Annotated in this window: 26 protein-coding genes, 1 rRNA gene and 1 riboswitch; of the genes, 23 read left to right on the forward strand and 4 right to left on the reverse strand. The window is 44.1% G+C overall.

The window, feature by feature from the left end:
• The first annotated feature begins 88 nt into the window (after nt 1–88).
• The 16 genes from rrf to purD all read left to right on the forward strand — a co-directional run bounded on the left by rrf (nt 89) and on the right by purD (nt 15,439).
• Nucleotides 89–204, forward strand: a 5S ribosomal RNA gene (gene rrf / locus HU823_RS17625).
• Nucleotides 205–753: 549 nt separating this feature from the next.
• Nucleotides 754–1,281 carry a DUF2179 domain-containing protein gene (locus HU823_RS17630; protein ID WP_066390813.1) on the forward strand — a complete coding sequence of 176 codons (528 nt, stop codon included), beginning with the start codon at nt 754–756 and terminating at the stop codon, nt 1,279–1,281.
• A gap of 3 nt (nt 1,282–1,284) precedes the next feature.
• Nucleotides 1,285–1,488, forward strand: a complete 204-nt coding sequence (locus HU823_RS17635; protein WP_197222866.1) for an NETI motif-containing protein — start codon at nt 1,285–1,287, stop codon at nt 1,486–1,488.
• A gap of 83 nt (nt 1,489–1,571) precedes the next feature.
• A riboswitch (purine riboswitch) is annotated at nt 1,572–1,674 on the forward strand.
• 105 nt (nt 1,675–1,779) lie between these two features.
• Nucleotides 1,780–2,265, forward strand: a complete 486-nt coding sequence (purE, locus tag HU823_RS17640; protein ID WP_197222867.1) for a 5-(carboxyamino)imidazole ribonucleotide mutase — start codon at nt 1,780–1,782, stop codon at nt 2,263–2,265.
• Entirely contained in the window at nt 2,258–3,412 is a 1,155-nt protein-coding gene (gene purK, locus HU823_RS17645; RefSeq protein ID WP_197222868.1) for a 5-(carboxyamino)imidazole ribonucleotide synthase, read from the forward strand. The genes purE and purK overlap by 8 nt, the downstream gene beginning before the upstream one ends.
• The gene (purB, locus tag HU823_RS17650; RefSeq protein WP_197222869.1) at nt 3,409–4,701 is read left to right on the forward strand and encodes an adenylosuccinate lyase; all 1,293 of its coding nucleotides are present in this window, start codon (nt 3,409–3,411) and stop codon (nt 4,699–4,701) included. Before purK ends, purB begins: the two co-directional genes overlap by 4 nt.
• Before the next feature lie 104 nt (nt 4,702–4,805).
• Nucleotides 4,806–4,943: a hypothetical protein gene (locus HU823_RS17655; protein ID WP_197222870.1), complete on the forward strand. Its 138-nt coding sequence runs from the start codon at nt 4,806–4,808 to the stop codon at nt 4,941–4,943.
• An 87-nt stretch (nt 4,944–5,030) separates the two neighbouring features.
• The gene (gene purC / locus HU823_RS17660; protein WP_197222871.1) at nt 5,031–5,753 is read left to right on the forward strand and encodes a phosphoribosylaminoimidazolesuccinocarboxamide synthase; all 723 of its coding nucleotides are present in this window, start codon (nt 5,031–5,033) and stop codon (nt 5,751–5,753) included.
• Nucleotides 5,741–5,995, forward strand: coding sequence for a phosphoribosylformylglycinamidine synthase subunit PurS (gene purS / locus HU823_RS17665; RefSeq protein ID WP_066242802.1), 255 nt, complete (start codon nt 5,741–5,743; stop codon nt 5,993–5,995). Before purC ends, purS begins: the two co-directional genes overlap by 13 nt.
• Entirely contained in the window at nt 5,992–6,675 is a 684-nt protein-coding gene (gene purQ, locus HU823_RS17670; RefSeq protein ID WP_197222872.1) for a phosphoribosylformylglycinamidine synthase subunit PurQ, read from the forward strand. Before purS ends, purQ begins: the two co-directional genes overlap by 4 nt.
• Entirely contained in the window at nt 6,659–8,890 is a 2,232-nt protein-coding gene (gene purL, locus HU823_RS17675) for a phosphoribosylformylglycinamidine synthase subunit PurL (RefSeq protein ID WP_197222873.1), read from the forward strand. The genes purQ and purL overlap by 17 nt, the downstream gene beginning before the upstream one ends.
• Complete coding sequence (gene purF, locus HU823_RS17680) at nt 8,866–10,284, forward strand: amidophosphoribosyltransferase (protein WP_066399607.1); 1,419 nt, start codon at nt 8,866–8,868, stop codon at nt 10,282–10,284. The genes purL and purF overlap by 25 nt, the downstream gene beginning before the upstream one ends.
• 14 nt (nt 10,285–10,298) lie before the next feature.
• Complete coding sequence (gene purM / locus HU823_RS17685) at nt 10,299–11,339, forward strand: phosphoribosylformylglycinamidine cyclo-ligase (RefSeq protein WP_197222874.1); 1,041 nt, start codon at nt 10,299–10,301, stop codon at nt 11,337–11,339.
• Nucleotides 11,336–11,926 (forward strand): phosphoribosylglycinamide formyltransferase, encoded by a 591-nt coding sequence (gene purN / locus HU823_RS17690; RefSeq protein WP_197222875.1) that lies wholly within the window; start codon nt 11,336–11,338, stop codon nt 11,924–11,926. The genes purM and purN overlap by 4 nt, the downstream gene beginning before the upstream one ends.
• Nucleotides 11,923–13,461 carry a bifunctional phosphoribosylaminoimidazolecarboxamide formyltransferase/IMP cyclohydrolase gene (gene purH / locus HU823_RS17695; protein WP_144704457.1) on the forward strand — a complete coding sequence of 513 codons (1,539 nt, stop codon included), beginning with the start codon at nt 11,923–11,925 and terminating at the stop codon, nt 13,459–13,461. Before purN ends, purH begins: the two co-directional genes overlap by 4 nt.
• Before the next feature lie 709 nt (nt 13,462–14,170).
• Entirely contained in the window at nt 14,171–15,439 is a 1,269-nt protein-coding gene (gene purD, locus HU823_RS17700) for a phosphoribosylamine--glycine ligase (protein ID WP_197222876.1), read from the forward strand.
• Here purD and HU823_RS22345 read toward each other — a convergent pair.
• The 3 genes from HU823_RS22345 to HU823_RS17710 form a co-directional block, all read right to left on the reverse strand.
• Nucleotides 15,417–15,521 carry an EYxxD motif small membrane protein gene (locus tag HU823_RS22345; protein WP_328086095.1) on the reverse strand — a complete coding sequence of 35 codons (105 nt, stop codon included), beginning with the start codon at nt 15,519–15,521 and terminating at the stop codon, nt 15,417–15,419. The two genes, purD and HU823_RS22345, sit on opposite strands and share 23 nt — an antisense overlap.
• A 61-nt stretch (nt 15,522–15,582) precedes the next feature.
• Complete coding sequence (locus HU823_RS17705) at nt 15,583–16,854, reverse strand: MFS transporter (protein WP_197222877.1); 1,272 nt, start codon at nt 16,852–16,854, stop codon at nt 15,583–15,585.
• Between the two features lie 18 nt (nt 16,855–16,872).
• The gene (locus tag HU823_RS17710) at nt 16,873–17,133 is read right to left on the reverse strand and encodes a YgaP family membrane protein (protein ID WP_144704449.1); all 261 of its coding nucleotides are present in this window, start codon (nt 17,131–17,133) and stop codon (nt 16,873–16,875) included.
• A 92-nt stretch (nt 17,134–17,225) separates the two neighbouring features.
• On the opposite strand from HU823_RS17710, the gene HU823_RS17715 reads away from it, so the two are divergent.
• The 5 genes from HU823_RS17715 (at nt 17,226) to HU823_RS17735 (ending at nt 21,758) form a co-directional block, all read left to right on the forward strand.
• Nucleotides 17,226–18,974: an adenine deaminase C-terminal domain-containing protein gene (locus HU823_RS17715; protein ID WP_197222878.1), complete on the forward strand. Its 1,749-nt coding sequence runs from the start codon at nt 17,226–17,228 to the stop codon at nt 18,972–18,974.
• Nucleotides 18,975–19,023: 49 nt separating this feature from the next.
• Nucleotides 19,024–20,040: a DUF3048 domain-containing protein gene (locus tag HU823_RS17720; RefSeq protein ID WP_197222879.1), complete on the forward strand. Its 1,017-nt coding sequence runs from the start codon at nt 19,024–19,026 to the stop codon at nt 20,038–20,040.
• Nucleotides 20,041–20,057: 17 nt separating this feature from the next.
• On the forward strand, nt 20,058–20,363 hold the full coding sequence (locus HU823_RS17725; protein ID WP_066242834.1) for a YerC/YecD family TrpR-related protein: 306 nt from the start codon (nt 20,058–20,060) through the stop codon (nt 20,361–20,363).
• Nucleotides 20,364–20,727: 364 nt separating this feature from the next.
• On the forward strand, nt 20,728–21,150 hold the full coding sequence (locus HU823_RS17730) for a MarR family winged helix-turn-helix transcriptional regulator (protein WP_197222880.1): 423 nt from the start codon (nt 20,728–20,730) through the stop codon (nt 21,148–21,150).
• Nucleotides 21,151–21,227: 77 nt separating this feature from the next.
• Complete coding sequence (locus HU823_RS17735) at nt 21,228–21,758, forward strand: NAD(P)H-dependent oxidoreductase (protein ID WP_197222881.1); 531 nt, start codon at nt 21,228–21,230, stop codon at nt 21,756–21,758.
• Here the strand turns inward: HU823_RS17735 and HU823_RS17740 are convergent.
• Entirely contained in the window at nt 21,755–22,294 is a 540-nt protein-coding gene (locus HU823_RS17740; protein ID WP_197222882.1) for a GNAT family N-acetyltransferase, read from the reverse strand. The genes HU823_RS17735 and HU823_RS17740 overlap by 4 nt on opposite strands.
• 154 nt (nt 22,295–22,448) lie before the next feature.
• Here HU823_RS17740 and HU823_RS17745 point away from each other — a divergent pair, with 154 nt between their 5' ends.
• Both HU823_RS17745 and pcrA read left to right on the forward strand, forming a co-directional pair.
• Nucleotides 22,449–23,141 carry a heptaprenylglyceryl phosphate synthase gene (locus tag HU823_RS17745; RefSeq protein WP_144704432.1) on the forward strand — a complete coding sequence of 231 codons (693 nt, stop codon included), beginning with the start codon at nt 22,449–22,451 and terminating at the stop codon, nt 23,139–23,141.
• Between the two features lie 67 nt (nt 23,142–23,208).
• Nucleotides 23,209–25,449, forward strand: a complete 2,241-nt coding sequence (gene pcrA, locus HU823_RS17750) for a DNA helicase PcrA (RefSeq protein ID WP_144704536.1) — start codon at nt 23,209–23,211, stop codon at nt 25,447–25,449.
• The last annotated feature ends 7 nt before the right edge of the window (nt 25,450–25,456 follow it).

The following is a 25,456-nucleotide window of genomic DNA, read 5'->3' on the forward strand; positions in this document are numbered from 1 at the left end:
AAAAAGCATAACGTTTGGAAACGTCGTATCTAGTTTTGAGAGAACATACTCTCTAATTTCATAAATCATGGTTAAGGTCATGGTTAGGTCTAGTGATGATGGCAAAGAGGTCACACCCGTTCCCATACCGAACACGGAAGTTAAGCTCTTTAGCGCTGATGGTAGTTGGGGGTTTCCCCCTGTTAGAGTAGGACGTCGCTAGGCAAAGAAGGTGGGACGAACTTTATGTTCGTTCCATCTTTTTTTTGTTTTAAAAAAGGCGGCTTTTCTTTACCTTTTTATTATTAAATAGCTCGAAAATATAAACTTTAGTATCATTTGAAAGTTGAAAACAGTGCATTCGGGATATAAATAACGAGTTTTTATGAAAGAAAAAAAGTGTAACTTACTTGCCTCAACATTTATAAGTCCTCAAATGAATTTATAAGTCTTCAAAAAAACTTATAAGTCTTCACCAAAGTTTATAAGTCCTCAAAAATATTTATAAGTCTTCACCATATTCCCCACCCTAAGCCAGAGTTTAAAACCATCTAAAAAGGAAACTTGGCATCTGCCAAGCTTTCATTCAACCTATAAAGTAAGCTCGGCATATCCTCGTATCTAAACCAAAAAAGGATACTTTGGCATCCGCCAAACCCCCTACTAAACTCCCTTAAAATCCACAACTGTTTTTGCATCAATTCTCCAGTTTCCAACTTGTCCAAAAAGTGTTATCCTTAACGAAGTATTTTTCACCTTGGGAGGCTTGCCATCATGTTAGATAATGCGTTCGTCATGGTTGGGATCATTTTATTGATCAATATTGTATATGTATCGTTTTTTACGATCAGGATGATCCTGACGTTGAAAGGACAAAGGTACTTAGCTGCCTTTATTAGTGTGTTTGAGGTCATTATCTATGTGGTAGGCCTCGGGCTGGTTCTTGATAACTTAAATGAGATTCAAAACTTAATTGCGTATGCGGTGGGTTATGGAATTGGTGTATTAGTTGGAATGAAGATTGAAGAAAAGCTTGCACTTGGATATACTACTGTTAACGTAATTACGACAAATCTTGAAGGCGGCTTGCCGAACGAGCTTCGCAACAAAGGCTATGGTGTTACAAACTGGCTTGCAGAAGGTCGTGAAGGACAGCGTCTGATGATGGAAATCTTAACATCACGTAAATCAGAAATGAACCTATATAATACCGTAAAGGATTTAGATCCGAAGGCGTTTATTATTTCACATGAACCAAAAGCGTTTCATGGTGGATTTTGGGTTAAGGGTATCAGGAGGTAACAGATGGAGAAGAAACCTTCTAAAAAGAGGTTTGCTGTTGAAGCAGGAGAAACGATCTCGGATTGTCTGGATCGTATGGCCGATGAGGGCTATACACCGGTAAGACGTATGGAAGAGCCCGTTTTTCATGAAGTGAAGCGCAACGGCAGAATGGAACCAGAAGTAAAAGAACAACGAATTGTATTTGAAGGCAAACTCCTTCAATAATGACCAAAACACGAACATTAAATGTAATATACAACTTAATGTTCGATTTTTGTTGACAAAACAAAACAATCATTGCTACAATAAAATCAGAAGAATAAAGCCCTCATATAATTTCGGGAATATGGCCCGTAAGTCTCTACCTGATGACCGTTATTTCATCAGACTATGAGGGAAAGCATCTTTCTGTCTATTTTTATCGGATACGTATGTCCAGTTGGCTGCTTTCTCTCATATTAGGGAGAAGCATACCAACTGGATTTTTTTATATTTTCTGACAATAAGGAGGCTACCATGGCTAAAGTTGGCGTGATCATGGGAAGTGTTTCAGATTGGGAAACAATGAAAGAAGCGTGTGACCTATTAGATGAACTAGAAGTAGCTTACGAGAAGAAGGTGGTTTCGGCACACCGTACACCGGATCTCATGTTTCAATACGCAGAAGAAGCGGAACATAGAGGGATTGAAGTGATCATTGCTGGAGCAGGCGGAGCAGCTCACTTACCTGGTATGGTCGCTGCTAAAACAATTATTCCAGTTATCGGTGTTCCGGTTCAATCCAAAGCGCTTAACGGGATGGACTCACTGTTATCAATCGTTCAGATGCCAAAGGGTGTTCCTGTAGCGACAGTTGCGATTGGGAAAGCTGGTGCAGCAAATGCAGGACTTCTAGCCGCACAGATGGTAGCCGTACATGATGAAGGAGTCAAACAACGTTTAAAACAACGCCGTGCTACAGCACAACAACTGGCGATCGAAAGTAGTGAGCTTCTTGTTTAAGACGATAAGACCACAACAAACACTAGGTATACTTGGCGGAGGTCAGCTCGGCCGCATGATGGCGTTGAGCGCTCGTGAGATGGGATTGAACGTTGTTGTTTTAGAACCAGGTGAGAATTCACCATGCGGGCAAGTTGCAGATCATCAAATTACAACAGCTTATGATGACCGAGAAGGCATCAAGAAGCTTGCAGAACAAAGTGATGTCGTCACGTACGAGTTTGAAAACATAGATGCAGAGAGTGCGAGCTGGTTGGAAGAGAACGCAAACTTACCTCAGGGAAGCCGTCTTCTTTCTGTCACTCAGCATCGTTTACAAGAGAAAGAAACGCTACAAAAAGCAGGGGTTCCTGTAGCTCCCTATCGTCCAGTGACCGATTTTCGTTCACTCCAACGTGCGGTGGAAGAGTTGGGTTACCCTTCTGTATTAAAAACGTGCAGAGGCGGTTATGACGGAAAAGGGCAGTTTGTGATCAAGCAAGAAAGTGATCTTGAGATTGCAGCAACACTTTTAGAAAAAGAGACAGATTGTGTCCTAGAAGCTTGGGTTCCTTTTGAAAAAGAAATATCCGTAATCATAACGAGAAGTGTGAGCGGTGAGGTTAAATCGTTTCCGATCGCAGAGAATATACACAAAGAGAATATCCTGCATCAAACGATCGCGCCAGCACGCATCACGAACAAAACAGCGGATCAAGCAAAGCTCCTAGCGGGGTCAATCGCAACGGAATTAGAGCTTGTTGGTACGCTTGCCGTAGAGATGTTCGTCGCAAAAGACGGTACGATTTATGTGAACGAACTAGCGCCACGCCCGCATAACTCCGGACATTACACGATAGAGGCGTGTGAGACTTCACAGTTCGATCAGCATATACGTGCCGTATGCAACTGGCCGCTTGGAAATACCGAATTAATAAAACCAGCCGTGATGATCAACATTTTAGGTGAACATCATGAGACTGTGTTACGAGAGATAGGAAATTTAGGAGAAGCGAAACTTCATCTGTACGGAAAGAAAGAAGCAAAAGCGAAACGAAAGATGGGGCATATCACGGTTTTAGGTGATACGATTGAACAGGCACTAGAAAAAGCAGAAAGAGTGTCCGCAATATTTTTAAGTGATAACAAAACGGAGGTAACACAATGATTGAACGCTATACACGCCCTGAAATGGGAGCGATCTGGACGGACGAAAACAAATATCAAGCGTGGCTTGAAGTAGAGATCCTTGCTTGTGAAGCTTGGGCAGAACTAGGAGATATTCCGAAAGAAGACGTGAAGAAGCTTCGCGAAAATGCGTCTTTTGATATTAACCGAATCCTAGAGATTGAAGAAGAAACACGCCACGATGTTGTTGCGTTTACGCGAGCGGTATCTGAAACACTTGGTGAAGAGCGTAAATGGGTACATTACGGACTAACTTCAACAGATGTAGTAGATACAGCTCTATCGTATCTACTTAAACAAGCAAACGACATTTTAGCGAAAGATCTAGATCGTTTCGTTGAGATTCTTGCTGAAAAAGCAAAAGAACATAAATATACCGTTATGATGGGTCGTACGCACGGAGTGCATGCTGAGCCGACAACGTTCGGATTGAAGCTTGCTCTTTGGTACGAAGAGATGAAACGTAACGTGGAGCGCTTCAAGCAAGCATCTGACACGGTTCGTTTCGGTAAAATTTCTGGAGCCGTTGGAACGTACGCGAACATCGACCCATTCGTTGAAAAATATGTGTGTGAAAAGCTTGGACTAGAAGCTTCACCGATCTCAACGCAAACATTGCAGCGTGACCGTCACGCTCATTACATGTCAACGTTGGCACTTATCGCAACGAGCATCGAGAAGTTCGCAACAGAAGTACGCGGTCTTCAAAAGAGTGAGACGCGTGAAGTAGAAGAGTTCTTTGCAAAAGGTCAAAAAGGATCATCTGCTATGCCGCATAAACGTAATCCGATCGGATCTGAAAACATGACAGGATTAGCTCGTGTGATCCGCGGTTACATGATGACAGCGTATGAGAACGTATCCCTATGGCATGAGCGTGATATCTCACATTCATCTGCTGAACGTGTGATTCTACCAGATGCGACGATCACACTGAACTACATGCTGAACCGTTTTGGCAACATCATCAAGAATTTAACCGTGTTCCCAGAGAACATGAAACGCAACATGGAGCGCACATATGGATTGATCTACTCACAGCGCGTCCTTCTTAAATTGATCGACAAAGGAATGGCACGTGAAGAAGCATACGACACAGTGCAGCCAAAAGCGATGCAAGCATGGGAAGAAGGCGTACAGTTCAGAACATTAGTAGAAGCTGAACAAAAAATTACTGAAAAATTAACACCTGAAGAAATCTCTGAATGCTTTGACTACAGTTATCATCTGTCACACGTAGACACAATCTTCGACAGATTAGGGCTTTAAAGGGTTTTATTAAAAGGATCTTTAAAGATTGTTGTTTTAGGAACGCTTCATTGACAAGTTGATTGGAGTGCAAGGTGCGAGACTCCTGCGGGACAGGTGGGCAGGTGAGACACTTATACGTGAAACGTACGAATGTGGCTCACCGCCTGCCCCGCGGAAAGCGAGCGCCTGAAACGGAAATCAACCTCTCTCAACGACAACAATGTCATACTACAAAAGCTTTTAAGAAGTACTTCAACTAAAAAGAGAGTGATCTATTGAACTCTCTTTCTCTTTGCCTTTTTTAAAAGATTGAATATTGGGAATCTTCATATAACGGAGGGGTCAGGATGGAGAAGTTAGAGCAGCTATACGAAGGAAAAGCAAAACGCATCTACCGCACAACAGACGAAGAAGTCGTCTGGGTCAGCTACAAAGATTCAGCAACAGCGTTCAACGGCGAGAAAAAAGCCGAGATCGCAGGAAAAGGAAGACTGAACAACGAGATTTCTTCTATCCTTTTTGAACTGCTCAAAGAGAAAGGAATTCACTCCCACTTCGTAAAACGAGTATCCGAAACCGAACAGCTCGTGAAGAAGGTGACCATCATCCCCTTAGAAGTGGTTGTTCGCAACATCGCGGCTGGTTCTTTATCAAAGCGTACTGGAATTCCTGAAGGTCAGATCCTTCCACGCACGATCGTCGAATTTTATTACAAAAACGATGACCTTGGCGATCCGCTTATTACAGAAGAACATATCGACATCATGAACTTGGCAACACGAGAGCAGCTCAGCCAGATATCAGAACAAGCGATTCAGATCAACGAAGTACTCACGTCTTATTTTGTTCAAAAGAACGTAAAGCTCGTCGACTTTAAGCTAGAGTTCGGAACAGATGCTAACGGAAACCTTATGCTCGCTGATGAAATTTCTCCTGATACTTGCCGTTTATGGGATGCAGAAACGAACGAGAAACTCGATAAAGATGTATTCCGCCAGGGATTAGGAAGTTTAACAGATGCTTATGAAAAAATACTACAACGTCTAGGAGGCCTATCATGTACAAAGTAAAGGTGTATGTAACATTAAGAGAGAGTGTATTAGATCCACAAGGTAAGGCAGTAATGAGCTCGCTTCACAAAATGGGACAGTCAGAGGTTGAAGATGTACGTATTGGTAAGTATCTGGAGTTAACGCTTCAAAAAGGGAATTACGATCTTGATGAGAAAATCGTGAACATGTGCTCTAAACTTTTATCTAATCCTGTGATCGAAGACTACCGCTACGAGGTGGAGGAGGTTGTCGCACAGTGAAGTTTGCTGTAATCGTTTTTCCAGGATCAAACTGTGACACTGACATGTATCATGCTGTAAAAGATGAGCTCGGCGCTGAAGTTGAGTACGTCTGGCACGATGCAACGAACTTAAATCAATTTGACGGTATTTTATTACCTGGTGGTTTCTCTTATGGAGATTACCTCCGCTCTGGCGCTATCGCACAATTCTCGAACGTGATGACAGAAGTGGTTAAAGCAGCACGTGAAGGAAAACCGGTTCTTGGCGTTTGTAACGGATTTCAGATTTTACTAGAAACAGGACTCCTGCCAGGAGCGATGCGCCGCAATGAATCATTGAAATTCATCTGCCAGCCAGAAGAGCTAGTCGTTGAGAACACATCGACAATCTTCACGACTCAGTACGAAAAAGGTGAAGTAATCTCCGTTCCAGTCGCACATGGTGAAGGCAACTATTATTGCGATGAAGAGACGCTGCAACAGCTAAAGGCAAACAATCAGATCGTTTTCACGTATAAAAACAATCCGAACGGATCGGTTGAAAACATTGCCGGTATCACGAACGAAAAAGGCAATGTGCTAGGCATGATGCCGCACCCGGAACGTGCGGTCGATGAGCTGTTAGGTAGCAAAGATGGTCTTAAATTATTTCAATCTATTGTGAAGAGCTGGAGGGAACGTTATGTCGCTGCAACATGAACCAACAAGTTCACAAATTAAAGAACAAAAATTATACCGTGAGATGGGTTTAAGTGATTCAGAGTTTGAACTCGTAGAAAAGATTATCGGCAGATCTCCTAACTGGACAGAAACAGGACTGTTCTCTGTTATGTGGAGTGAGCACTGTTCTTATAAAAATTCAAAGCCTGTTTTAAGCAAGTTCCCTACAAAAGGTGAGCGCGTACTTCAAGGTCCTGGTGAAGGTGCTGGAATCGTGGATATCGGTGACGGTCAAGCGGTTGTTTTCAAGATCGAATCTCATAACCACCCTTCAGCGATCGAGCCTTATCAAGGAGCGGCAACAGGTGTCGGTGGTATCATCCGTGACGTTTTCTCGATGGGAGCGCGTCCGATCGCGATGCTGAACTCGCTTCGTTTTGGAGAGTTAGAGTCTCCGCGTGTGAAGTATTTGTTCGAGCAAGTAGTAGCGGGGATTGCAGGCTACGGCAACTGTATCGGAATTCCTACGGTTGGAGGAGAAGTTCAATTTGATCCATCATACGAAGGCAATCCGCTCGTTAACGCGATGTGTGTCGGTCTGATCGACCATAAAGACATTAAGAAGGGTCAAGCGAAAGGTGCTGGAAACTCTGTCATGTACGTTGGGGCGAAAACAGGCCGTGACGGAATCCACGGTGCAACGTTTGCATCAGAAGAGCTTTCTGAAGCGTCAGAAGAAAAACGTCCAGCGGTTCAAGTTGGAGATCCTTTTATGGAAAAACTCGTTATGGAAGCGTGCCTCGAGCTCATTCATAACTGTGATGCGCTTGTTGGTATTCAAGATATGGGTGCGGCAGGTCTTACAAGTTCGTCCGCTGAGATGGCAAGTAAAGCGGGCATGGGAATCGAGATGAACCTTGATCTTATTCCACAGCGTGAAACAGGAATGACAGCTTATGAGATGATGCTTTCAGAATCTCAAGAGCGCATGCTGTTAGTCGTTGAAAAAGGCCGTGAGCATGAAGTGGAAAAGATCTTTGCAAAATGGGATCTCGATTGCGTAACGGTTGGAACGGTTATCGAAGAACAAGTACTTCGTCTTACTCACCAAGGTGAGATCGTAGCAGATGTACCGGTAGATGCTCTTGCAGAGGATGCTCCGGTTTATCATAAGCCATCAAAAGAACCTGCTTATTATGGTGAGTTCCAAGCGCAAGCAGACTACTTACCGGAGATTACTAGCTTCAAATCTACGTTGCTATCTCTTTTGAAACAGCCAACGATCGCGAGCAAAGAGTGGGTTTACAACCAGTATGACTATATGGTGCGCACGAATACGGTCGTAGCACCTGGATCGGATGCAGCAGTCGTTCGAATCCGCGGGACGAAAAAAGCGTTAGCGATGACAACAGACTGTAATTCTCGCTATCTGTATCTAGACCCAGAAGTGGGCGGCATGATTGCTGTTGCCGAAGCAGCTCGTAATCTCGTATGTTCAGGAGCACAGCCTCTTGCGGTGACAGATTGTTTGAACTACGGAAATCCTGAAAAGCCAGAGATCTTCTGGCAGCTAGAGAAATCGGCTGACGGTATGAGTGCGGCATGCAACAAATTGGCAACGCCAGTGATCGGCGGTAACGTATCTCTATATAACGAAACGAACGGTGTAGCGGTTTACCCGACTCCTGTAATCGGTATGGTCGGGCTTATTGAAGACACGAAGCATATCATGACTCAGAGCTTTAAAGAAGCGGGCGACATCATCTATCTAATCGGTGAGAGCAAAGCTGAGTTTGGCGGAAGTGAGCTTCAGAAGATGAAAGAAGGACGCATTTTTGGTAAAGCGCCTCAGATCGATCTAGAAGTGGAAGAAACAAGACAGCGTGAGCTTTTAGCAGCGATTCAAAAAGGGTTGATCCAATCTGCGCATGACGTTGCAGAAGGCGGACTATCTGTTGCACTTGCTGAGTCTGTGATGGACGGTAAAGTAGGAGCGAGCGTGACGTTAACAGATGAGCCGATCGGAAGTCTTTTCGGTGAATCTCAATCCCGTTTCTTAGTTACAGTAAAACCTGAACATCAAGATGAGTTCCAACAGCTTGTAAAAGACGCAAAAATCATAGGTTTTGTACGTTCTGAGAGCGGTCTTGCGATCGATAATGAGCAGGGTGAAGAGTTGTTATCCTGTACGCTCCAGGAGATGCAAGACGCCTGGAAAGGAGCTATTCCATGCTTGCTGACATCAAAGGCTTAAACGAAGAATGTGGTGTGTTCGGTATTTGGGGTCACCCAGATGCCGCGCAACTCACGTATTACGGTCTGCACAGCCTGCAGCACCGCGGACAAGAAGGAGCAGGAATCGTTGTAACGGACGGAGAGCGTTTACGCATTCATAAAGGTAGCGGTCTCGTAAACGACGTGTTCAGCAAAGGGGAGCTCGAAGGATTGATCGGACATGGTGCAATCGGCCATGTTCGGTATTCCACAGCAGGAGGCAATGAGCTTGCGAACGTTCAGCCACTCTTGTTCCGTTCACAAACAAGCTCACTTGCTCTTGCTCATAACGGAAATCTTGTAAATGCAAACGCGCTAAAACATCAACTGGAATCGCAAGGAAGCATCTTTCAAACCACTTCAGATACAGAAGTGCTTGCTCATCTGATCAAGCGCAGCGGTTATTTTACACTTAAAGAAAAAGTACAGAACGCTTTAACGATGCTAAAAGGTGCGTATGCATTCTTAGTGATGACAGAGAACGAGATGATGGTAGCGCTCGATCCGAACGGCTTACGCCCATTGTCACTTGGTATGCTTGGTGATGCGTATGTTGTCGCATCTGAAACGTGTGCGTTCGATGTGGTTGGGGCAACGTATGTGCGTGACGTGCAGCCGGGAGAACTTTTGATCATTAATGAAGACGGACTAACGGTCGATACGTTCTCGACTTCTGTTCAGCGCTCTATGTGCTCGATGGAATATATTTATTTTTCACGACCAGACAGCAACATCGAAGGAATCAACGTTCATGCGGCTCGTAAAAGCCTTGGGAAAAAGATGTATGAAGAAGCTCCAATTGAAGCGGATGTCGTAACAGGTGTGCCTGATTCTAGTATTTCAGCTGCGATCGGTTATGCAGAAGCATCAGGTATTCCGTATGAGATCGGTCTTATAAAAAATCGCTATGTCGGTCGTACGTTCATCCAGCCTTCTCAAGAGCTTCGTGAACTAGGTGTGAAGATGAAGCTTTCACCGGTTCGAGGAATCGTAGAAGGAAAGCGTGTTGTGATGGTGGACGATTCAATCGTACGCGGTACGACGAGCCGCCGAATCGTGAAGATGCTGCGTGCTGCGGGCGCTACAGAAGTTCACGTGCGCATTACAGCTCCACCGATCGCGCATCCGTGCTACTACGGCATCGATACGTCAGAACGTGCGGAACTGATTGCATCTAAGCATTCGGTAGATGAGATTCGCGAGATTATTGGTGCTGATTCCTTATCGTTTATTTCCGTAGAAGGATTAATGGAAGGCATCGGACGATCAAATGCCGAGCCGAACTGCGGTCAATGTTTAGCTTGTTTTACAGGACGATATCCAACAGAAATTTATCCAGATACTGTTTTACCATATGAAAAAGAGCTTGTTTAAAGGGGGAGAAGACGATGGCAGAAGCATATAAGCAAGCAGGCGTGAACATCGAAGCAGGATATGAAGCGGTCGATCGCATCAAGAAACATGCACAGAGAACGAAGCGTCCGGAAGTATTAGCAGGACTTGGTGGATTTGGTGCGATGTTCGATCTATCAGGATTCTCACATAAAGAGCCTGTGCTGATTTCCGGAACAGACGGAGTAGGCACGAAACTGATGCTTGCGTTCATGGCGGATAAGCATGACACGATCGGTGTAGATGCAGTTGCGATGTGTGTGAACGATATCGTAGCGCAAGGCGCTGAGCCGCTTTATTTCCTGGACTATATTGCTTGCGGCACGCTTCACCCTGAAAAGATCGAACAGATCGTTAGTGGGATCGCGGATGGCTGTGAACAAGCAGGTTGTGCGCTCATCGGCGGAGAAACGGCAGAGATGCCTGGCATGTATGACAGTGAAGAGTATGATCTAGCTGGATTTACGGTTGGAATCGCCGAAAAATCGAAGCTGATCAACGGCGCTGCTATCTCCGAGAACGATGTATTGATCGGCCTTGCTTCAAACGGTCTTCATTCCAACGGTTTTTCACTCGTCCGTAAAGTTTTATTAGAAAACGCAGGGCTTGATCTGAACCAACACATTGATAGTTTATCTAAAACATTAGGTGAAGAGCTGTTAACACCTACTCGCATCTATGTAAAACCGTTGCTTGAAGTGTTCAATCAGTTTGATGTGAACGGTGTTGCTCATATTACAGGCGGCGGATTCATTGAAAACATCCCACGCATGCTGCCAGAAGGTCTTGCGGCAGAAGTAGATTATGGTTCATGGCCGGTACCTGCGATCTTTGATCTAATCGAAGAAAAAGGAAACCTGACACGGAAAGAGATGTTCACAACGTTTAACATGGGGATTGGAATGGTGCTCTCGGTTTCAGAAGAAAATATGCTCCCGATCATCCGCCTTTTAGAAGAAACAGGCGAGAAGCCCTACATCATCGGTCGCGTGAAGCAAGGTGAAGGCGTGATCTTTGGCGGAGGAAACATCGAATGAAAAAAATAGCTGTATTTGCTTCTGGAAGCGGAAGTAACTTTCAAGCCATCGTAGACGCGGTTGAAGCAGGTGAGCTTCAGGCGGATATCGAGCTTTTAGTATGTGATAAACCGGGGGCGAAAGTAATCGATCGTGCGCGCCACTTCGGAATTCCAACGTATTCGTTCTTGCCAAAAACATTTGCATCAAAAGCTGATTTTGAAAAAGAAATCGTTTCTGAACTTCAATCCTATGGAGTAGAATTTATCGTTCTCGCAGGATACATGAGGCTAGTTGGTGAGGTATTATTAAAAGCGTATGAAGGCTGTATCATCAATATCCACCCGTCGTATCTGCCAGCCTTTCCCGGTAAAGATGCGGTCGGACAAGCTCTAAAAGCGAACGTTGCCGAAACAGGTGTAACGGTTCATTATGTAGACAGTGGAATGGATACAGGTCCGATCATCGAACAAGTAAGAATCCCCGTATTGCCAGGCGATACAGAGGATACCCTGCAGCAGCGCATCCAAAAAGCAGAACACCAATTATACCCAGCTATCATCAACAAACTATTACAAAAAGACACCGTAGGAGGCATCTTACATTGACGATCAAACGTGCACTCATAAGCGTTTCAAATAAAGAGGGATTGCTTCACTTTGCAGAAAAACTAGCTCATCACGGCGTAGAGATCATCTCTACAGGCGGAACAAAAAAAGCGTTACAAGACGCAGGAATTCCTGTAATCGGTATTTCTGAAGTGACTGGTTTTCCTGAGATCATGGACGGACGTGTCAAAACGCTTCATCCAAAAATTCATGGCGGTTTACTCGCTGTCCGAGATAATGAAACACACCAAACAGCGATGCAAGAAAATGAGATCTCTCCGATCGATCTTGTAGTCGTAAACCTATATCCATTTAAAGAAACGATCGCAAAAGAAGGAACTACATTCGCTGATGCGATCGAGAACATTGATATCGGCGGACCGAGCATGCTTCGTTCGGCAGCAAAAAATCACGCCTACGTAACGGTCGTTGTCGATCCGGCAGACTATGAGACAGTAGCGGATGAACTTGATGGTGCAGGAGCTGTAAGTGAAGAGACACGCCGCAGACTTGCAGCGAAGACGTTCCGTCATACAGCGGCTTATGATGCGTTGATTGCAGAATATTTAACAGCAGCTGTAGAAGAGGAACACCCGGAATCCTACACGGTAACATATGAAAAGAAACAGGACCTTCGATATGGTGAGAACCCTCATCAAAAAGCCGCGTTTTATTCGACGCCACTGAAGAACACGCTCTCTTTAACAGACGCTGAACAGCTTCACGGAAAAGAGCTTTCGTACAACAACATCAACGACGCAGATGCAGCACTCTCGATCGTAAAAGAGTTCGTTGATCCAGCTGTAGTTGCGGTTAAGCACATGAATCCATGTGGCGTTGGAACAGGCTCAACGATCCTTGAAGCGTACACCCGTGCGTTTGAAGCAGACCCTGTATCAATCTTCGGCGGCATCATCGCTGCTAACACAGAAATAGATGAAGAAACAGCTCAAAAATTGAGTGGGATTTTCCTAGAGATCATCATCGCTCCTTCATTTACAGTGAAAGCGTTAGAGATCCTAACGAAAAAGAAGAACATCCGTTTATTAAAATTAGATTTTACAGAAGGCAAAGGAATCGCCAAAAAAATCACAACCGTTTCTGGCGGAATGTTAGTTCAAGAGGAAGACGTTTTCGGGTTAGATGATGCGAACGTGACGATTCCTACAAAACGCCAGCCGACTGAGCAAGAGTGGAAAGATTTGAAGCTTGCTTGGAAAGTGGTAAAACACGTGAAATCAAATGCGATCGTCTTAGCGAAAGACGAAATGACAGTAGGTGTTGGTGCGGGTCAGATGAACCGCGTTGGCGCAGCGAAAATCGCGATCGAGCAAGCGGGGAAACGTGCACAAGGTTCTGCTCTTGGATCAGATGCGTTCTTCCCAATGGATGACTCCGTAGAAGCGGCGGCACGCGCTGGTGTTACAGCGATTATCCAGCCAGGCGGATCAATCAAGGATGAAGATTCGATCAAAAAAGCAGATGAGCACGGGATCACAATGGTGTTCACAGGCGTAAGACACTTTAAGCATTAATCATGTTGATTCAGGAGTGCGTGGAAGGGTTGATTTCCGTTCCAGGTGCTCCCTTTCCAGGGGGTGTGCGGTGAGCCTCCTGTCTAGTTGCAGTGACTAGCCCCTCGAGGTCAAAAGTTAAACGGTCAAGAAGGCAAAGTGCGCCTTCCAAGCCTATTTCCCTTTTGCTTGTTGGGGCTGAACGAGTCACTTCCGCTTTTCGGACTGCCGCTTTGCGCCGTTTAGGAGTCTCCACCTGACCGCTTAAAGGTTGTCTCTCTGCTCCTGCGTCTACAAGTCTATGCTGACGAAGTGAACTTCATCGTCGCATGCCTTGCAAGAAGCTCCTCATGTGGCAGGCAACCTTCCGCTCCAATCAACTTGCATAAGAAGTACAAAAAGAAAAAATCTAAAAGACAATCGCTTAGCCTTTTCTCAGATGTTTTATCAAGAAGCCTTTAAAATTATTGAATTAGTTCAACCAGTCTTTAGCATCAGTTCATGACTTACAAACTAAAGTGCCAACAGCCTTTAGTATTACCTATAAACTTCACTGATTAGGTTGATTGGAGTGCAAGGTGCGAGACTCCTGCGGGACAGGTGGGCGGGTGAGACACTTATACGTGAAACGTACGAATGTGGCTCACCGCCTGCCCCGCGGAAAGCGAGTACCTGGAACGGAGATCAGCAGCTTTCAAAAACTTCAAAGCTAAAAAAGGAGGTAGCAACCATGAACGTTCTTGTAATCGGCAAAGGTGGACGTGAACATGCGCTCGTGTGGAAGTTTGCCAACAGCCCGAGCGTCAAAAAAGTGTTTGCTGCACCAGGAAACCCAGGCATGGCACAACAAGCAACATGCGTTTCCATCAAAGAAACCAACATCGACGAGCTTGTCACTTTTGCAAAAGCAAACGAAATCGGTTTAACATTCGTTGGACCTGAAGTGCCGTTACTAGAGGGCATCGTAGATCGTTTCACACAAGAAGGTCTTGTTATCTTTGGTCCTTCTAAAGCGGCAGCAGAGATCGAAGGCTCAAAATCATTCGCGAAGAATCTTATGAAAAAGTATGACATTCCGACAGCAGCTTCTGAAACGTTTACGAATCACGATGAAGCTCTAGCATATGTTCGAGAAAAAGGAGCACCGATCGTGCTAAAAGCGGACGGACTTGCGGCAGGCAAAGGTGTCATTGTGGCAATGACCTTAGAAGAAGCGGAAGATGGCCTGCACGAGTTGATGGTGGACAAACGCTTTGGTTCTGCGAGTGAAACGGTAGTTGTTGAAGAATTCTTGGAAGGTGAGGAATTTTCGTTAATGTCTTTTGTGCATGACGAGATTGTCCTTCCGATGGAAATCGCACAAGATCATAAACGTGCGTATGACGGAGATAAAGGTCCGAACACAGGTGGGATGGGGGCATACTCACCAGTTCCTCAAATTTCTGACGCAGACATCCAAAAAGCGATAAAAGAGATCGTTCAGCCAACTGTTTCTGCGATGAAACAAGAAGGCACTCCTTTTACAGGAATTCTTTATGCGGGCTTAATCTTAACGAAGAATGGTCCGAAAGTGATCGAGTTTAACGCACGCTTCGGTGACCCGGAAACACAAGTGATTCTGCCTCGACTAGAAAACGATCTGGCTGATCTGCTTTTATCCCTTTTAAACGGCAAAAAGCCGGAACTTCAATGGTCAGAAGAATCCGTACTTGGTGTTGTTCTTGCATCTGATGGTTACCCTGTTTCTTCTTCAGAAGCTCAAGTGATCATGGGGCTTGAAGACATTGAAGGTGGTTCAAACGTGTTTCACGCGGGTACAAAAAGAGAAGATGAATCTCTTTTAACAGATGGTGGCCGGGTGTTATTGGTAGCCTCTAAAGGACGTTCGTTAAGTGAAGCTCAGGAAAACGTATATAAAGAAATGAAGAAAATCACGTGCGAAGGCTCATTCTATCGTAAAGATATCGGGTTTCGAGCTATTTCGCACGTCTCTTCTTAATAAATACAAACGAGATGGCGATGATTCCGCCGATAAGCAAGATGTAAAGAAAAGCAGTATCCATTAAGTATTCGTAACTCATATGGCTTACCTCCTATATTGAAATTGAGGGCTGACGGACATGGTTGATAAGACCTTGTTCGTCAGCCTTCATTAATTGGATTGGGATGAGATGAAGATGATTCTGTGTTCGGAGCTGCGGTTGGCATGAGTTTAGGTGGCTGTATGATGGACAACGGATTCCACCGACGCAACAGCTGCATCCCGATGAAGATGACAAAACCTGCTATCACGTATATTACATAAGGAACAGCGCTTTGTCCGCCATCCGCCACCTCAAACACTCGTCCTCCGATTGAATTTCCTATCGCTTCTCCAATCCCTGTAAAGACGCTTGCTAATCCAAAGAACATGCCAAGAAACCTAGCAGCTGCAAGCTGTGAGATCGACGTATCCAACGTTGGCATGATCAGCATCTCACCAGTGATAAAGATGATTCCGGTAAAAACAAAGAAAAATAAAGTGTTCGCAAAATATAAACTTCCGAGAGCTGACCCGATACAGATCGCCCCTATTCCAACAGAAGTCAGGGGATGAATGTTTCGGATAATATTTTTTGTAATGAGCGTTTGAGCTAATATAACCGTGATGCTGTTGATGGTCCAGATGATGCTAATGTCTTTTCCATTAGACAGGACATTTTCAGCTCGAAGCGGTAGCACGAGTGCAAACTGTACGTAAAGCGCCCAAACAAAGATTGTCGCGATCACAAAAACGAGGAAGGGAATGTTTTTTAACGCTTGTCGATATTCACTCCACTTAACTTCTCGGCAGTTTTCGTCTCCACAGCCTGCAGGCAAGAAGAACCAGCTGATCACGCTTGCTCCTAAATAAATAACAGCAGCGGTTATGAAGATTAGTTTTGAACTTCCTGTAAATAAAGCGAAAACGGTCAATCCAGCAATGGCCATTCCAATATTGGCAAAGATTCCACGCAATGAAAAAGCAGTAGATCTCATTTCAGATTTTACGAGTGATGAAATAAATGCTTTTGTGGACGGTGCATTAAGCCCAAGACCAAGCCCGCTGATCGCAGCAGTTAACAATATGAGTGAATACGTTGAAAAATAAGCGAAACCTATCAGCCCGCCAGCCCGTATTAAAGCACCAAGTGCGATGATAAAACGTCTGCCTGTACGGTCAGCGAATACGCCTCCGACTACACTTCCGACTTGCATGAAGATCGAGATAACAGCGAGAGTAAAACCAATCTGTGCCGCTGTTAGTCCGGTTTCTACTTTTAAGAGGATAGGAAGGACAGGCAAGACAAGATACGAGCCAAGATGGGTAATAAAGACAACGACCAATAAACTGAACAGAGGTCTGTTGCCTTTTAGTAAAGAATGAGTGGGCATAGTGCTGCCTCCTTCTTATTATGAAGGGTTGAACGGCGAACCTTCTTTCGCGATATTACCAAGATCCATGTCGTTCATTTCTTTGCTTTTGTGAAGAAGGTCAGTCACTGGGCAGTAGCGGACGATTCCTTCTGCTACTTTCATCGCAGCCATTAAGATCATAAGAATGTATGACTCTTTGTAAGGCTTTCTTGTCAGCTTTGCTGTATAAACAGAAAGCAGTGTTAGACCAGCAATAATTCGAATCATGCTATTAACTAAACCAATATTTTGTCTCATTATGATACTCCTTTCAATTTTCACCAATTTGCTTGATGAATATGGTATTCTTGAAAAAACGAAATTTTCAGAGAGAAGACAGGTGATCCAACATGAACCAACACATTGCTTTTTGGACAAAAGCGCAAATGCGCAAACAAGTGGCCGTCATTCAAGGTGAATTGGCACCGTCGCTTGTCTTAACAAACGCTACTTACTTAAACGCAGCTCTTAAAAAATGGGTAAAAGCAAACATCTGGATCCTTGAAGACCGCATCGTCTATGTAGGCGAAAAACTGCCTGACCATACAACAGGTACGGAAATCGCTGATCTAGAAGGTAAGTTTGTTGTGCCGGGGTATATTGAACCTCATTGTCATCCGTTCCAACTTTATAATCCCCAGTCGCTCTCGCGATATGCATTGCAGCGTGGAACGTCCGTATTTTTAGCCGACAACTTTATGCTGCTTTTTGAAATGAACATTTCGAAAGCGCTTTCTTTTATGGAGAACGTGAACGATCTGCCTTCTAATTTCTTTTGGTGGTGCCGTTATGACGCACAAACAGAACTCTTAGAAGAAGAGAATTATTTTTCGGAAAAAAGTGTGAGGCAGCTGCTCGAGAGCCCATATGTTCTTCAAGGTGGCGAGTTAACGAGCTGGCCGCGAGTGCTTCATGGTGATGATACGCTATTGCATTGGATGCTGAAGACGAAGAAAGCGGGTAAGAAGATCGAGGGACATCTGCCAGGGGCTTCTGAAAAGACCTTAACTGCGATGACGTTGCTCGGTGTGGACTGTGATCATGAAGCGATGACAGGGACAGAAGTGATGGACCGATTGAATGCTGGTCTGCAAGTGTCGCTTCGTTATTCTTCGATTCGTCCAGATCTGCCGAAATTATTACGTCAGATGAAAGAAGAAGGCATCACGAACTATGAAAGAATCTTTATGACGACTGACGGATCCACACCTGCTTTTTATGAAGAAGGGGTTACCGATAAGATGCTGCAGATCGCGCTTGAAGCAGGGCTTGATCCAGTGGATACGTATATGATGGTCTCTTATAACGTGGCTAGATATTATGGTCTGGATCACCTCTTCGGTATGGTTGCCGCAGGGCGAGTCGCACATTTAAATATTTTAGATGACGTAACAAATCCTCTGCCTGAATCTGTTTTGGCAAAAGGAAAATGGATGAAGCGTGACGGTAAGGATGTTAGTGCCGATCGTGATTTTCAATTTGATTGGGAAGGTCATGGTATCCGAAAAAGAGAGATCACATGGGACCTTCAAGACGAGGATTTTCAGTTTTCTGGTCTCGTTGGTATAGAAATGTACAATAGTGTCATCACACGGCCATATAATGTATCGATCAATCCTTTTTCTGAAGAGATTAACGGAGAATCAGACGAGTGTTTCTTAATGCTGATCGATAAAGAAGGAAAGTGGAGAATCAATACGGTCGTAAAGGGTTTTGCGAAAAATCTGTATGGCTTTGCGAGCTCGTATTCCAATACGGGAGATCTTCTGATCATCGGAAAAAGCAAAAAAGATATGGCTGTGGCGTTCGAACGCTTAAAGGAAGTCGGCGGAGGCATCGTACTTGCGGAGAGAGGCGAGATTGTCGCTGAGATAAAACTTCCTTTAGCGGGAGGAATGTCGAATCTTAGTATAGAAGAACTAGTGGTAGAAGAGAAAAGATTAACGAATGCACTAAGAGAAAGAGGCTATCAATACGAAGATCCGATCTATTCGCTTTTGTTTTTCTCTTCCACACACTTGCCATACATCCGCATTACGCAAAGAGGCATTTACGATGTAAAAAAGAAAGGGTTACTCTTTCCTTCGATTATGCGTTAATATAGAAAAGGATTGGGCAAAATAATACGATACAAAGGTAGTGAGCCCAATGAAAAAGTGGTACGTCATCTTGATGTCAGTCATGATGGTATTAACGCTGTCTGCATGTAAGGACGCAAGAGATAAAGTATTAGAAGAAGGTAAAGTAGATAAAGCTGAAGCGACGGATTCAAAAAAAGAGGAGTTTTCTTCTGTTTATCCACTCACTGGCTTGGGTACGAATGAAGAGGTAGATCATCGCGCAGTTTCGGTCATGGTGAACAACCACCCAAAAGCACGACCGCAATCTGGACTTCATAAAGCTGATATTGTTTACGAAGTATTAGCTGAGGGAGAACTTACTCGCTTTTTGGCGATCTTCCAAAGTGAAATGCCAGAAGTAGTCGGCCCGGTTCGAAGCGCAAGAGATTATTATATCGAGCTCTCACGTGGCTACAATGCTTTATTCGTGGCACACGGATTCAGTCCTGAAGCGAAAGAGATTCTCGATAGCGGAACGATTGATCACCTAAACGGAATGGATTACGATGGTGTTCTTTTCAATCGAGCTGATTTTAGAAAAGCGCCTCACAACTCTTACATCACTTATGAAAATATTGAAAAAGGGATGGAGAAGATTGGTGCTGAGCAATCAGGTGATCTGGATATGCTCTCATTTTTAACTAGTGAGAGTGCTAAAAATATAGAAGGTGCACCTGCAAAAGAGGTTAATATCTCTTATCCAGGCGGAGAAACAGTAGAATTCACGTACTCTACTAAGAAGAAGACGTACGCTAGAAGCAGCAACAATGAACCAACGATAGATCGTGAGACCGAAACACCCATTACGGTTAGCAATGTATTCATTGTTGAAGCGGCTCACCGTGTAATCGATGATGCCGGCAGACGAGAGATCAACTTAACGTCAGGCGGAGATGCGATTCTGATTCAGAATGGTGTCGCGCAAAACATTTCGTGGAAAAACGAAAACGGAAGAATCGTTCCGGACGGTGGAGCGTTTGTTCCAGGCAAGACATGGATTAACATTGTACCGAGTGGAATGACTGATTCGGTTAAGATGCAATAAAAAGGAGTGCATGTTTCATGCAAATTGATAAATTACGAGGAAAAGCACTAGATCAGCTTTTTGAATCGGTTTTATCGCTGAAGGATATGGAAGAATGCTATCGATTCTTTGATGACCTTTGTACGATGAACGAGATTCAATCTTTGGCGCAGCGACTTGAAGTAGCGCGCATGCTTCGTGAAGGAAAAACCTATCACAAGATCGAGAGCGAAACGGGAGCAAGTACCGCAACGATCTCTCGTGTAAAACGTTGCTTGAACTTTGGAAACGACGCATACGCGATGGTACTCGACCGCGTTCATGAAGAGGAAGAAGCGAAGTAATGAGAAGAAAACCTGCCTTAGGGTGGGTTTTTTGTATTATGTGAGGGTTGTGTATGTAGTCGGAGTAGTTATTGGGCTGTCGATAGATGTCGAGGATTGTAGACTCGTGGATAAACTGTAAAAACTTTTGGATTCAACGCTAAAACTCGTGGATTGAGCACCCAAACTTGTGGATTAAGAGCAAAAACTTTAGGATTGGAGCTCAGCACGGTAGTTTTACCACTCTGTAAAACACTAAATGGACTAGTATTGTAAGCTTGGCGGCAGCCAAGCACCCTTATAGACTCAAAATATTGACAGAAATCACACTACAATTTATATTTGTATGTACAAACAACATTAACGATGTAAAAGAGGTGCCATAATGCCCGAAAAGTATCTAGAAAACTGCTTATATTTTACTGTGAACAAGCTTTCTCGCGTTATTTCCAAAATGGCTGAGGAATCTTTTCGACCGACAGGAATTACGCCTACTCATGGCTTTATGATGATGCTCGTGAACAACAAACCAGGAATCTCTCAATCGGAATTGGCGGAAGAACTTCACATGACACCAAGTACGATCACAAGATTCGTGGACAAGCTTGTTGTAAAGGGACTTGCAGAGCGTAAAGTGCAAGGCAAGATGTCGCACATCCATCCGACAAAAGCAGGAACGGAAATTCAAACAGATCTCGAAAAAGCTTGGAAGGATCTTTACCGAACATACTCGGATCTATTAGGAGAAGAAGAAGGAAAAGCACTCACAAAAGCAACGCATCAAGCAGCAGGGCAGCTCGAATCATAAGAGCTCTCTTCTTTACCGTTTAAGTTGTTTGTACAAGCAAATGAAATTTAATATTTTTTCATAAAGGAGATTTATTAATGAAAAGTACATTAGTAATTATCGCACATCCTAATCTACAAAACTCTACAGTAAATAAAAGATGGGCAGAGGAAATAGAAAAACAAGATCACGTTACGGTTCGAAAACTTTACGATCTGTATCCAGACGGTAAAGTGAACGTAGAGGAAGAACAGCGTATGCTGTTGCAGCACGATCGTATCGTTCTACAATTTCCGTTCTACTGGTACAGCTCACCTTCACTTTTAAAAGAATGGCAAGATCAAGTACTAGCTTTCGGTTGGGCTTATGGTCCTGGAGGCGACGCCCTTCATGGAAAAGAGTTAGTACTTGCGATTTCAACAGGAGGACCAGACTTCTCTTATAAAGCTGGCGGCTACAACCACTATACGATCAGCGAACTGCTGCGTCCGTTCCAAGCGACTTCTAACTTGATCGGAACTCGTTACATCTCGCCATTCGTTTTTCATAGCTCGATTCGTGCGTCAGAAGAAGCATTAGAACAAAGCGCACAAGAATATATCGCTCACGTTTTAAATCCTGAAATTTAATGAAATTCATTCTTCATCAAGCTCATCTGGACTTGGTCGCGGCAGTTTCCGCGTATCCATTCTGCCTGCCTGACAACACCTTCTGCTTGGAAACCTAGTCGGCGGGCGAGCTTGATGCTTTTTTCATTTTGAACCGCAGCACGCAGCTCCACGCGATTCAGCATCAACGTGTAATAGGCATACATAAGCATACCTTTTACCGCTCGCTGTGCGATTCCATGACCTTCGAACCCTGATCCTACCCAATAGCCAAGCATACCTGACTGGTTGTGCCACTTAATATCATATAGAGCAACAGAGCCTGCTACTTGTCCGCGATACCATATAAAAAGAACAACGTCTGTTTGTTCTTTCATCTTTTTGTTCACCGTTTTTATAAACTGCCGCATCTCACCGCTTGATTGGGTGTAATCGACCCAGCTGATCCAAGGTCCAAGATGATGACGTGATTTTTCTAACAATCTATAGATGTTATCGGATTCTTTAACGTCTGCTTGTTTTAGCATGATTTCGTCGTCGATATGCCACATAAGCATAGCTATTCCTCCCAAAAAGCGGTATGAACTTCACAATCTTTCCACATGATGAATCATAGAGTGAGAACCTTATTTTTGTTATAATGCAGAAGTACAGAACTGGCTTGTTAAAATAGCAGGCACGGGTGTTTCTAAACATGAAAGGAAGAACACAATGTTTGATTATCGAAAATGGAAGCATGTGTTTAAGCTAGACCCTGATAAAGAGATCAGTGACAGTAACCTGGAAAAGATCTGTGAGAGCGGAACGGACGCTGTTATCGTTGGGGGATCTAGTGGCGTAACGCTTGATAATACGTTAGACCTTATGTCACGAATACGCAGATATGCGGTTCCTTGTGTGCTTGAAGTATCTAATATCGAATCACTTACACCAGGGTTCGATTTTTACTATATTCCTACCGTTTTAAATGCGAAGGATGCTAATTTCATTACAGGGCTTCATACAGAAGCATTAAAAGAATTTGGCGACATCATGAACTGGGACGAGATTCTTACAGAAGGGTATTGCATCTTAAATCCAGATTGTGCGGCTGCAAAACGTTCGAGTGCCGACAGTGATCTCTCGGGAGATGATGTTGTAGCATATGCCCGCTTGGCCGAAAAAATGTTTAAGCTTCCGATCTTTTATTTGGAATACAGCGGCACATACGGTGATGTCGATATCGTTCGCCAAGTTAAGGGCGTACTTGAAAACACGATCCTCTATTATGGAGGCGGCATTCATTCGGCTGAACAAGCAAAAGAGATGGCAGAGTTTGCGGATACAGTTGTTGTCGGAAACGTTATTTACGACGATGTAAACGCGGCGATTGAAACGGTTGAAGCGGTTAAGAGTAAAAGTTGATAAAATCTCAAGAATAAGTGAGAATAAAAACAAGAATATATGTTCGGGCGGTGAATGAAGAATGAGTATGCATCAAATGATTGAAAAGCTATTATCAGGACTAAATCCTGAGCAGAAAGCGGCAGTAAAACATACAGATGGGCCGTTGTTATTGATGGCTGGTGCGGGAAGCGGTAAGACGAGAGTATTAACTCACCGTATCGCTTATTTAATGATGGAAAAAGAAGTGGCACCATGGAACATCCTTGCGATCACGTTTACAAATAAAGCAGCACGAGAGATGAAGGAAAGGGTCGCAAAGATTACAGGACCTGTAGCAGAAGAGATCTGGATCTCTACGTTCCACTCCATGTGCGTACGCATTTTGCGTCGTGATATCGATCGAATCGGAATTAACCGTAACTTTACGATCTTAGATGCGACAGATCAATTGTCTGTTGTAAAAGCGGTATTGAAAGATTTGAACTATGATCCGAAAAAATACGAACCTCGTGGAATTTTAAGCGCGATCTCGTCTTTGAAGAACGAACTAAAAACAGCAGCCGATTTTGCGAAGGTGGCGAACGGGCACTTTGAAGGTGTTGTTCAGGAAGTTTATGAAGGCTATGAAAAGCGACTGCGTAAGAACCAGGCGTTAGATTTTGATGATCTGATCATGACGACGATCCAGCTTTTCGCAAAAGTACCTGAAGTGCTCGAGTTCTATCAACGCAAGTTTCAATATATTCATGTTGATGAGTATCAAGATACAAACAGAGCGCAATATATGCTCGTGAAGATGCTGGCGGATCGTTTCCGTAACCTTTGTGTTGTAGGGGACTCGGATCAGTCGATCTATGGCTGGCGTGGCGCGGACATCGCGAACATTCTATCGTTTGAAAAAGACTATAACGATGCTGAAGTTATCCTATTAGAGCAAAACTATCGTTCTACGAAAAAGATTCTTCAAGCAGCTAATAAAGTGATTGAAAACAACATGAACCGTAAGCCAAAGAATCTTTGGACAGATAATACGGATGGCGCAAGCATCACGTACTACCAAGGCGATGATGAGCAAGGTGAGAGCTATTACGTAACAGGTAAGATTCGTGAAGCTGTATCATCAGGTAAACGTTCGTATAATGACATCGCGATCCTGTATCGTACGAATGCTCAATCACGTGTTATTGAGGAAGTTTTGATCAAATCAAACATTCCGTACAATATCGTCGGCGGCACAAAGTTCTATGACAGAAAAGAGATCAAGGACATTTTAGCGTATCTTCGTCTTATTTCGAATCCGGATGATGATATCTCGCTTCAGCGTATCGTAAATGTACCGAAACGCGGAATTGGTGCGTCTTCTATGGATAAAGTGGCACAGTATGCGGCAAACAATGATCTTTCCATGTATCAAGCGCTTCAAGAAGTGGAACAGATCGGTCTTAGCGCGCGTGCAACGAACGCTTTAAGAGAGTTCTCCGAGTTTGTTACGAACTGGACGCGTCAGCAGGAATTTCTTTCTGTGACTGAACTAACAGAAGAAGTGCTTAGCAAGACGGGCTATCGTGATGCGCTAAAAGCTGAGAAAACGATCGAAGCACAAAGCCGTTTAGAGAATATCGACGAGTTTATTTCTGTTACGCAAGACTTTGAAAAGAAACAAGATGATAAATCATTGATCGCGTTCTTAACTGATCTTGCACTTGTTGCAGATATTGATAAGCTCGACGAAGATGCAGCAGATGATAAGCCGAAAGAATCTGTCGTACTGATGACCCTTCACTCTGCAAAAGGTCTGGAGTTTCCGATGGTCTTCTTGATGGGTCTAGAAGAAGGGGTATTCCCGCATAGCCGTGCTCTTTTTGAAGAGAATGAGATGGAAGAAGAACGTCGTCTTGCATATGTTGGGATCACACGTGCAGAAGAAGAATTATTCTTAACAAATGCTAGAATGCGTACCCTTTATGGACGTACGACGACAAATCCGGAATCTCGTTTTATCGCTGAGATTCCAGAAGATCTTATCGAAACAGAAGTAAAAGAAAAGCCTTCTGTGCCGTGGGGAGCGAGTGCTCGCTCGGGTGGAGGAGCTACGCCATCGTTCATGGCACCGAAAAAGAAAATGGTTACACCTGTCTATCAATCTTCTGGTGGGGAGAAACTGGAATGGAGAGTAGGCGACAAAGTCAAACACCGTAAATGGGAAACAGGAACCGTTGTAAGCATGCGTGGTTCAGGAGATTCAATGGAACTCGACATCGCGTTTCCGCAGCCTGTAGGTGTGAAAAGACTGCTTGCTAAATTTGCCCCGATTGAAAAAGCGTAAGAAAAGA

The sequence above is a fragment of the Fictibacillus sp. 18YEL24 genome, from assembly GCF_015903855.1.
In the GTDB taxonomy this organism is placed as follows: domain Bacteria; phylum Bacillota; class Bacilli; order Bacillales; family Fictibacillaceae; genus Fictibacillus; species Fictibacillus phosphorivorans_C.

Bases quoted from the DNA above. Each gene is read 5' to 3' on its own strand.
- pcrA (WP_144704536.1), top strand. From the start codon at position 23,209: ATGCATCAAATGATTGAAAAGCTATTATCAGGACTAAATCCTGAGCAG.
- HU823_RS17630 (WP_066390813.1), top strand. From the start codon at position 754: ATGTTAGATAATGCGTTCGTCATGGTTGGGATCATTTTATTGATCAAT.
- HU823_RS17740 (WP_197222882.1), bottom strand. From the start codon at position 22,294: ATGCTTATGTGGCATATCGACGACGAAATCATGCTAAAACAAGCAGAC.
- HU823_RS17725 (WP_066242834.1), top strand. From the start codon at position 20,058: ATGCAAATTGATAAATTACGAGGAAAAGCACTAGATCAGCTTTTTGAA.
- purF (WP_066399607.1), top strand. From the start codon at position 8,866: ATGCTTGCTGACATCAAAGGCTTAAACGAAGAATGTGGTGTGTTCGGT.
- purM (WP_197222874.1), top strand. From the start codon at position 10,299: ATGGCAGAAGCATATAAGCAAGCAGGCGTGAACATCGAAGCAGGATAT.
- HU823_RS17720 (WP_197222879.1), top strand. From the start codon at position 19,024: ATGAAAAAGTGGTACGTCATCTTGATGTCAGTCATGATGGTATTAACG.
- HU823_RS17710 (WP_144704449.1), bottom strand. From the start codon at position 17,133: ATGAGACAAAATATTGGTTTAGTTAATAGCATGATTCGAATTATTGCT.
- purL (WP_197222873.1), top strand. From the start codon at position 6,659: ATGTCGCTGCAACATGAACCAACAAGTTCACAAATTAAAGAACAAAAA.
- HU823_RS17745 (WP_144704432.1), top strand. From the start codon at position 22,449: ATGTTTGATTATCGAAAATGGAAGCATGTGTTTAAGCTAGACCCTGAT.
- HU823_RS17730 (WP_197222880.1), top strand. From the start codon at position 20,728: ATGCCCGAAAAGTATCTAGAAAACTGCTTATATTTTACTGTGAACAAG.
- purB (WP_197222869.1), top strand. From the start codon at position 3,409: ATGATTGAACGCTATACACGCCCTGAAATGGGAGCGATCTGGACGGAC.
- HU823_RS17705 (WP_197222877.1), bottom strand. From the start codon at position 16,854: ATGCCCACTCATTCTTTACTAAAAGGCAACAGACCTCTGTTCAGTTTA.
- purN (WP_197222875.1), top strand. From the start codon at position 11,336: ATGAAAAAAATAGCTGTATTTGCTTCTGGAAGCGGAAGTAACTTTCAA.
- HU823_RS17735 (WP_197222881.1), top strand. From the start codon at position 21,228: ATGAAAAGTACATTAGTAATTATCGCACATCCTAATCTACAAAACTCT.
- purC (WP_197222871.1), top strand. From the start codon at position 5,031: ATGGAGAAGTTAGAGCAGCTATACGAAGGAAAAGCAAAACGCATCTAC.
- purD (WP_197222876.1), top strand. From the start codon at position 14,171: ATGAACGTTCTTGTAATCGGCAAAGGTGGACGTGAACATGCGCTCGTG.
- HU823_RS17635 (WP_197222866.1), top strand. From the start codon at position 1,285: ATGGAGAAGAAACCTTCTAAAAAGAGGTTTGCTGTTGAAGCAGGAGAA.
- purE (WP_197222867.1), top strand. From the start codon at position 1,780: ATGGCTAAAGTTGGCGTGATCATGGGAAGTGTTTCAGATTGGGAAACA.
- purS (WP_066242802.1), top strand. From the start codon at position 5,741: ATGTACAAAGTAAAGGTGTATGTAACATTAAGAGAGAGTGTATTAGAT.
- HU823_RS22345 (WP_328086095.1), bottom strand. From the start codon at position 15,521: ATGAGTTACGAATACTTAATGGATACTGCTTTTCTTTACATCTTGCTT.
- HU823_RS17715 (WP_197222878.1), top strand. From the start codon at position 17,226: ATGAACCAACACATTGCTTTTTGGACAAAAGCGCAAATGCGCAAACAA.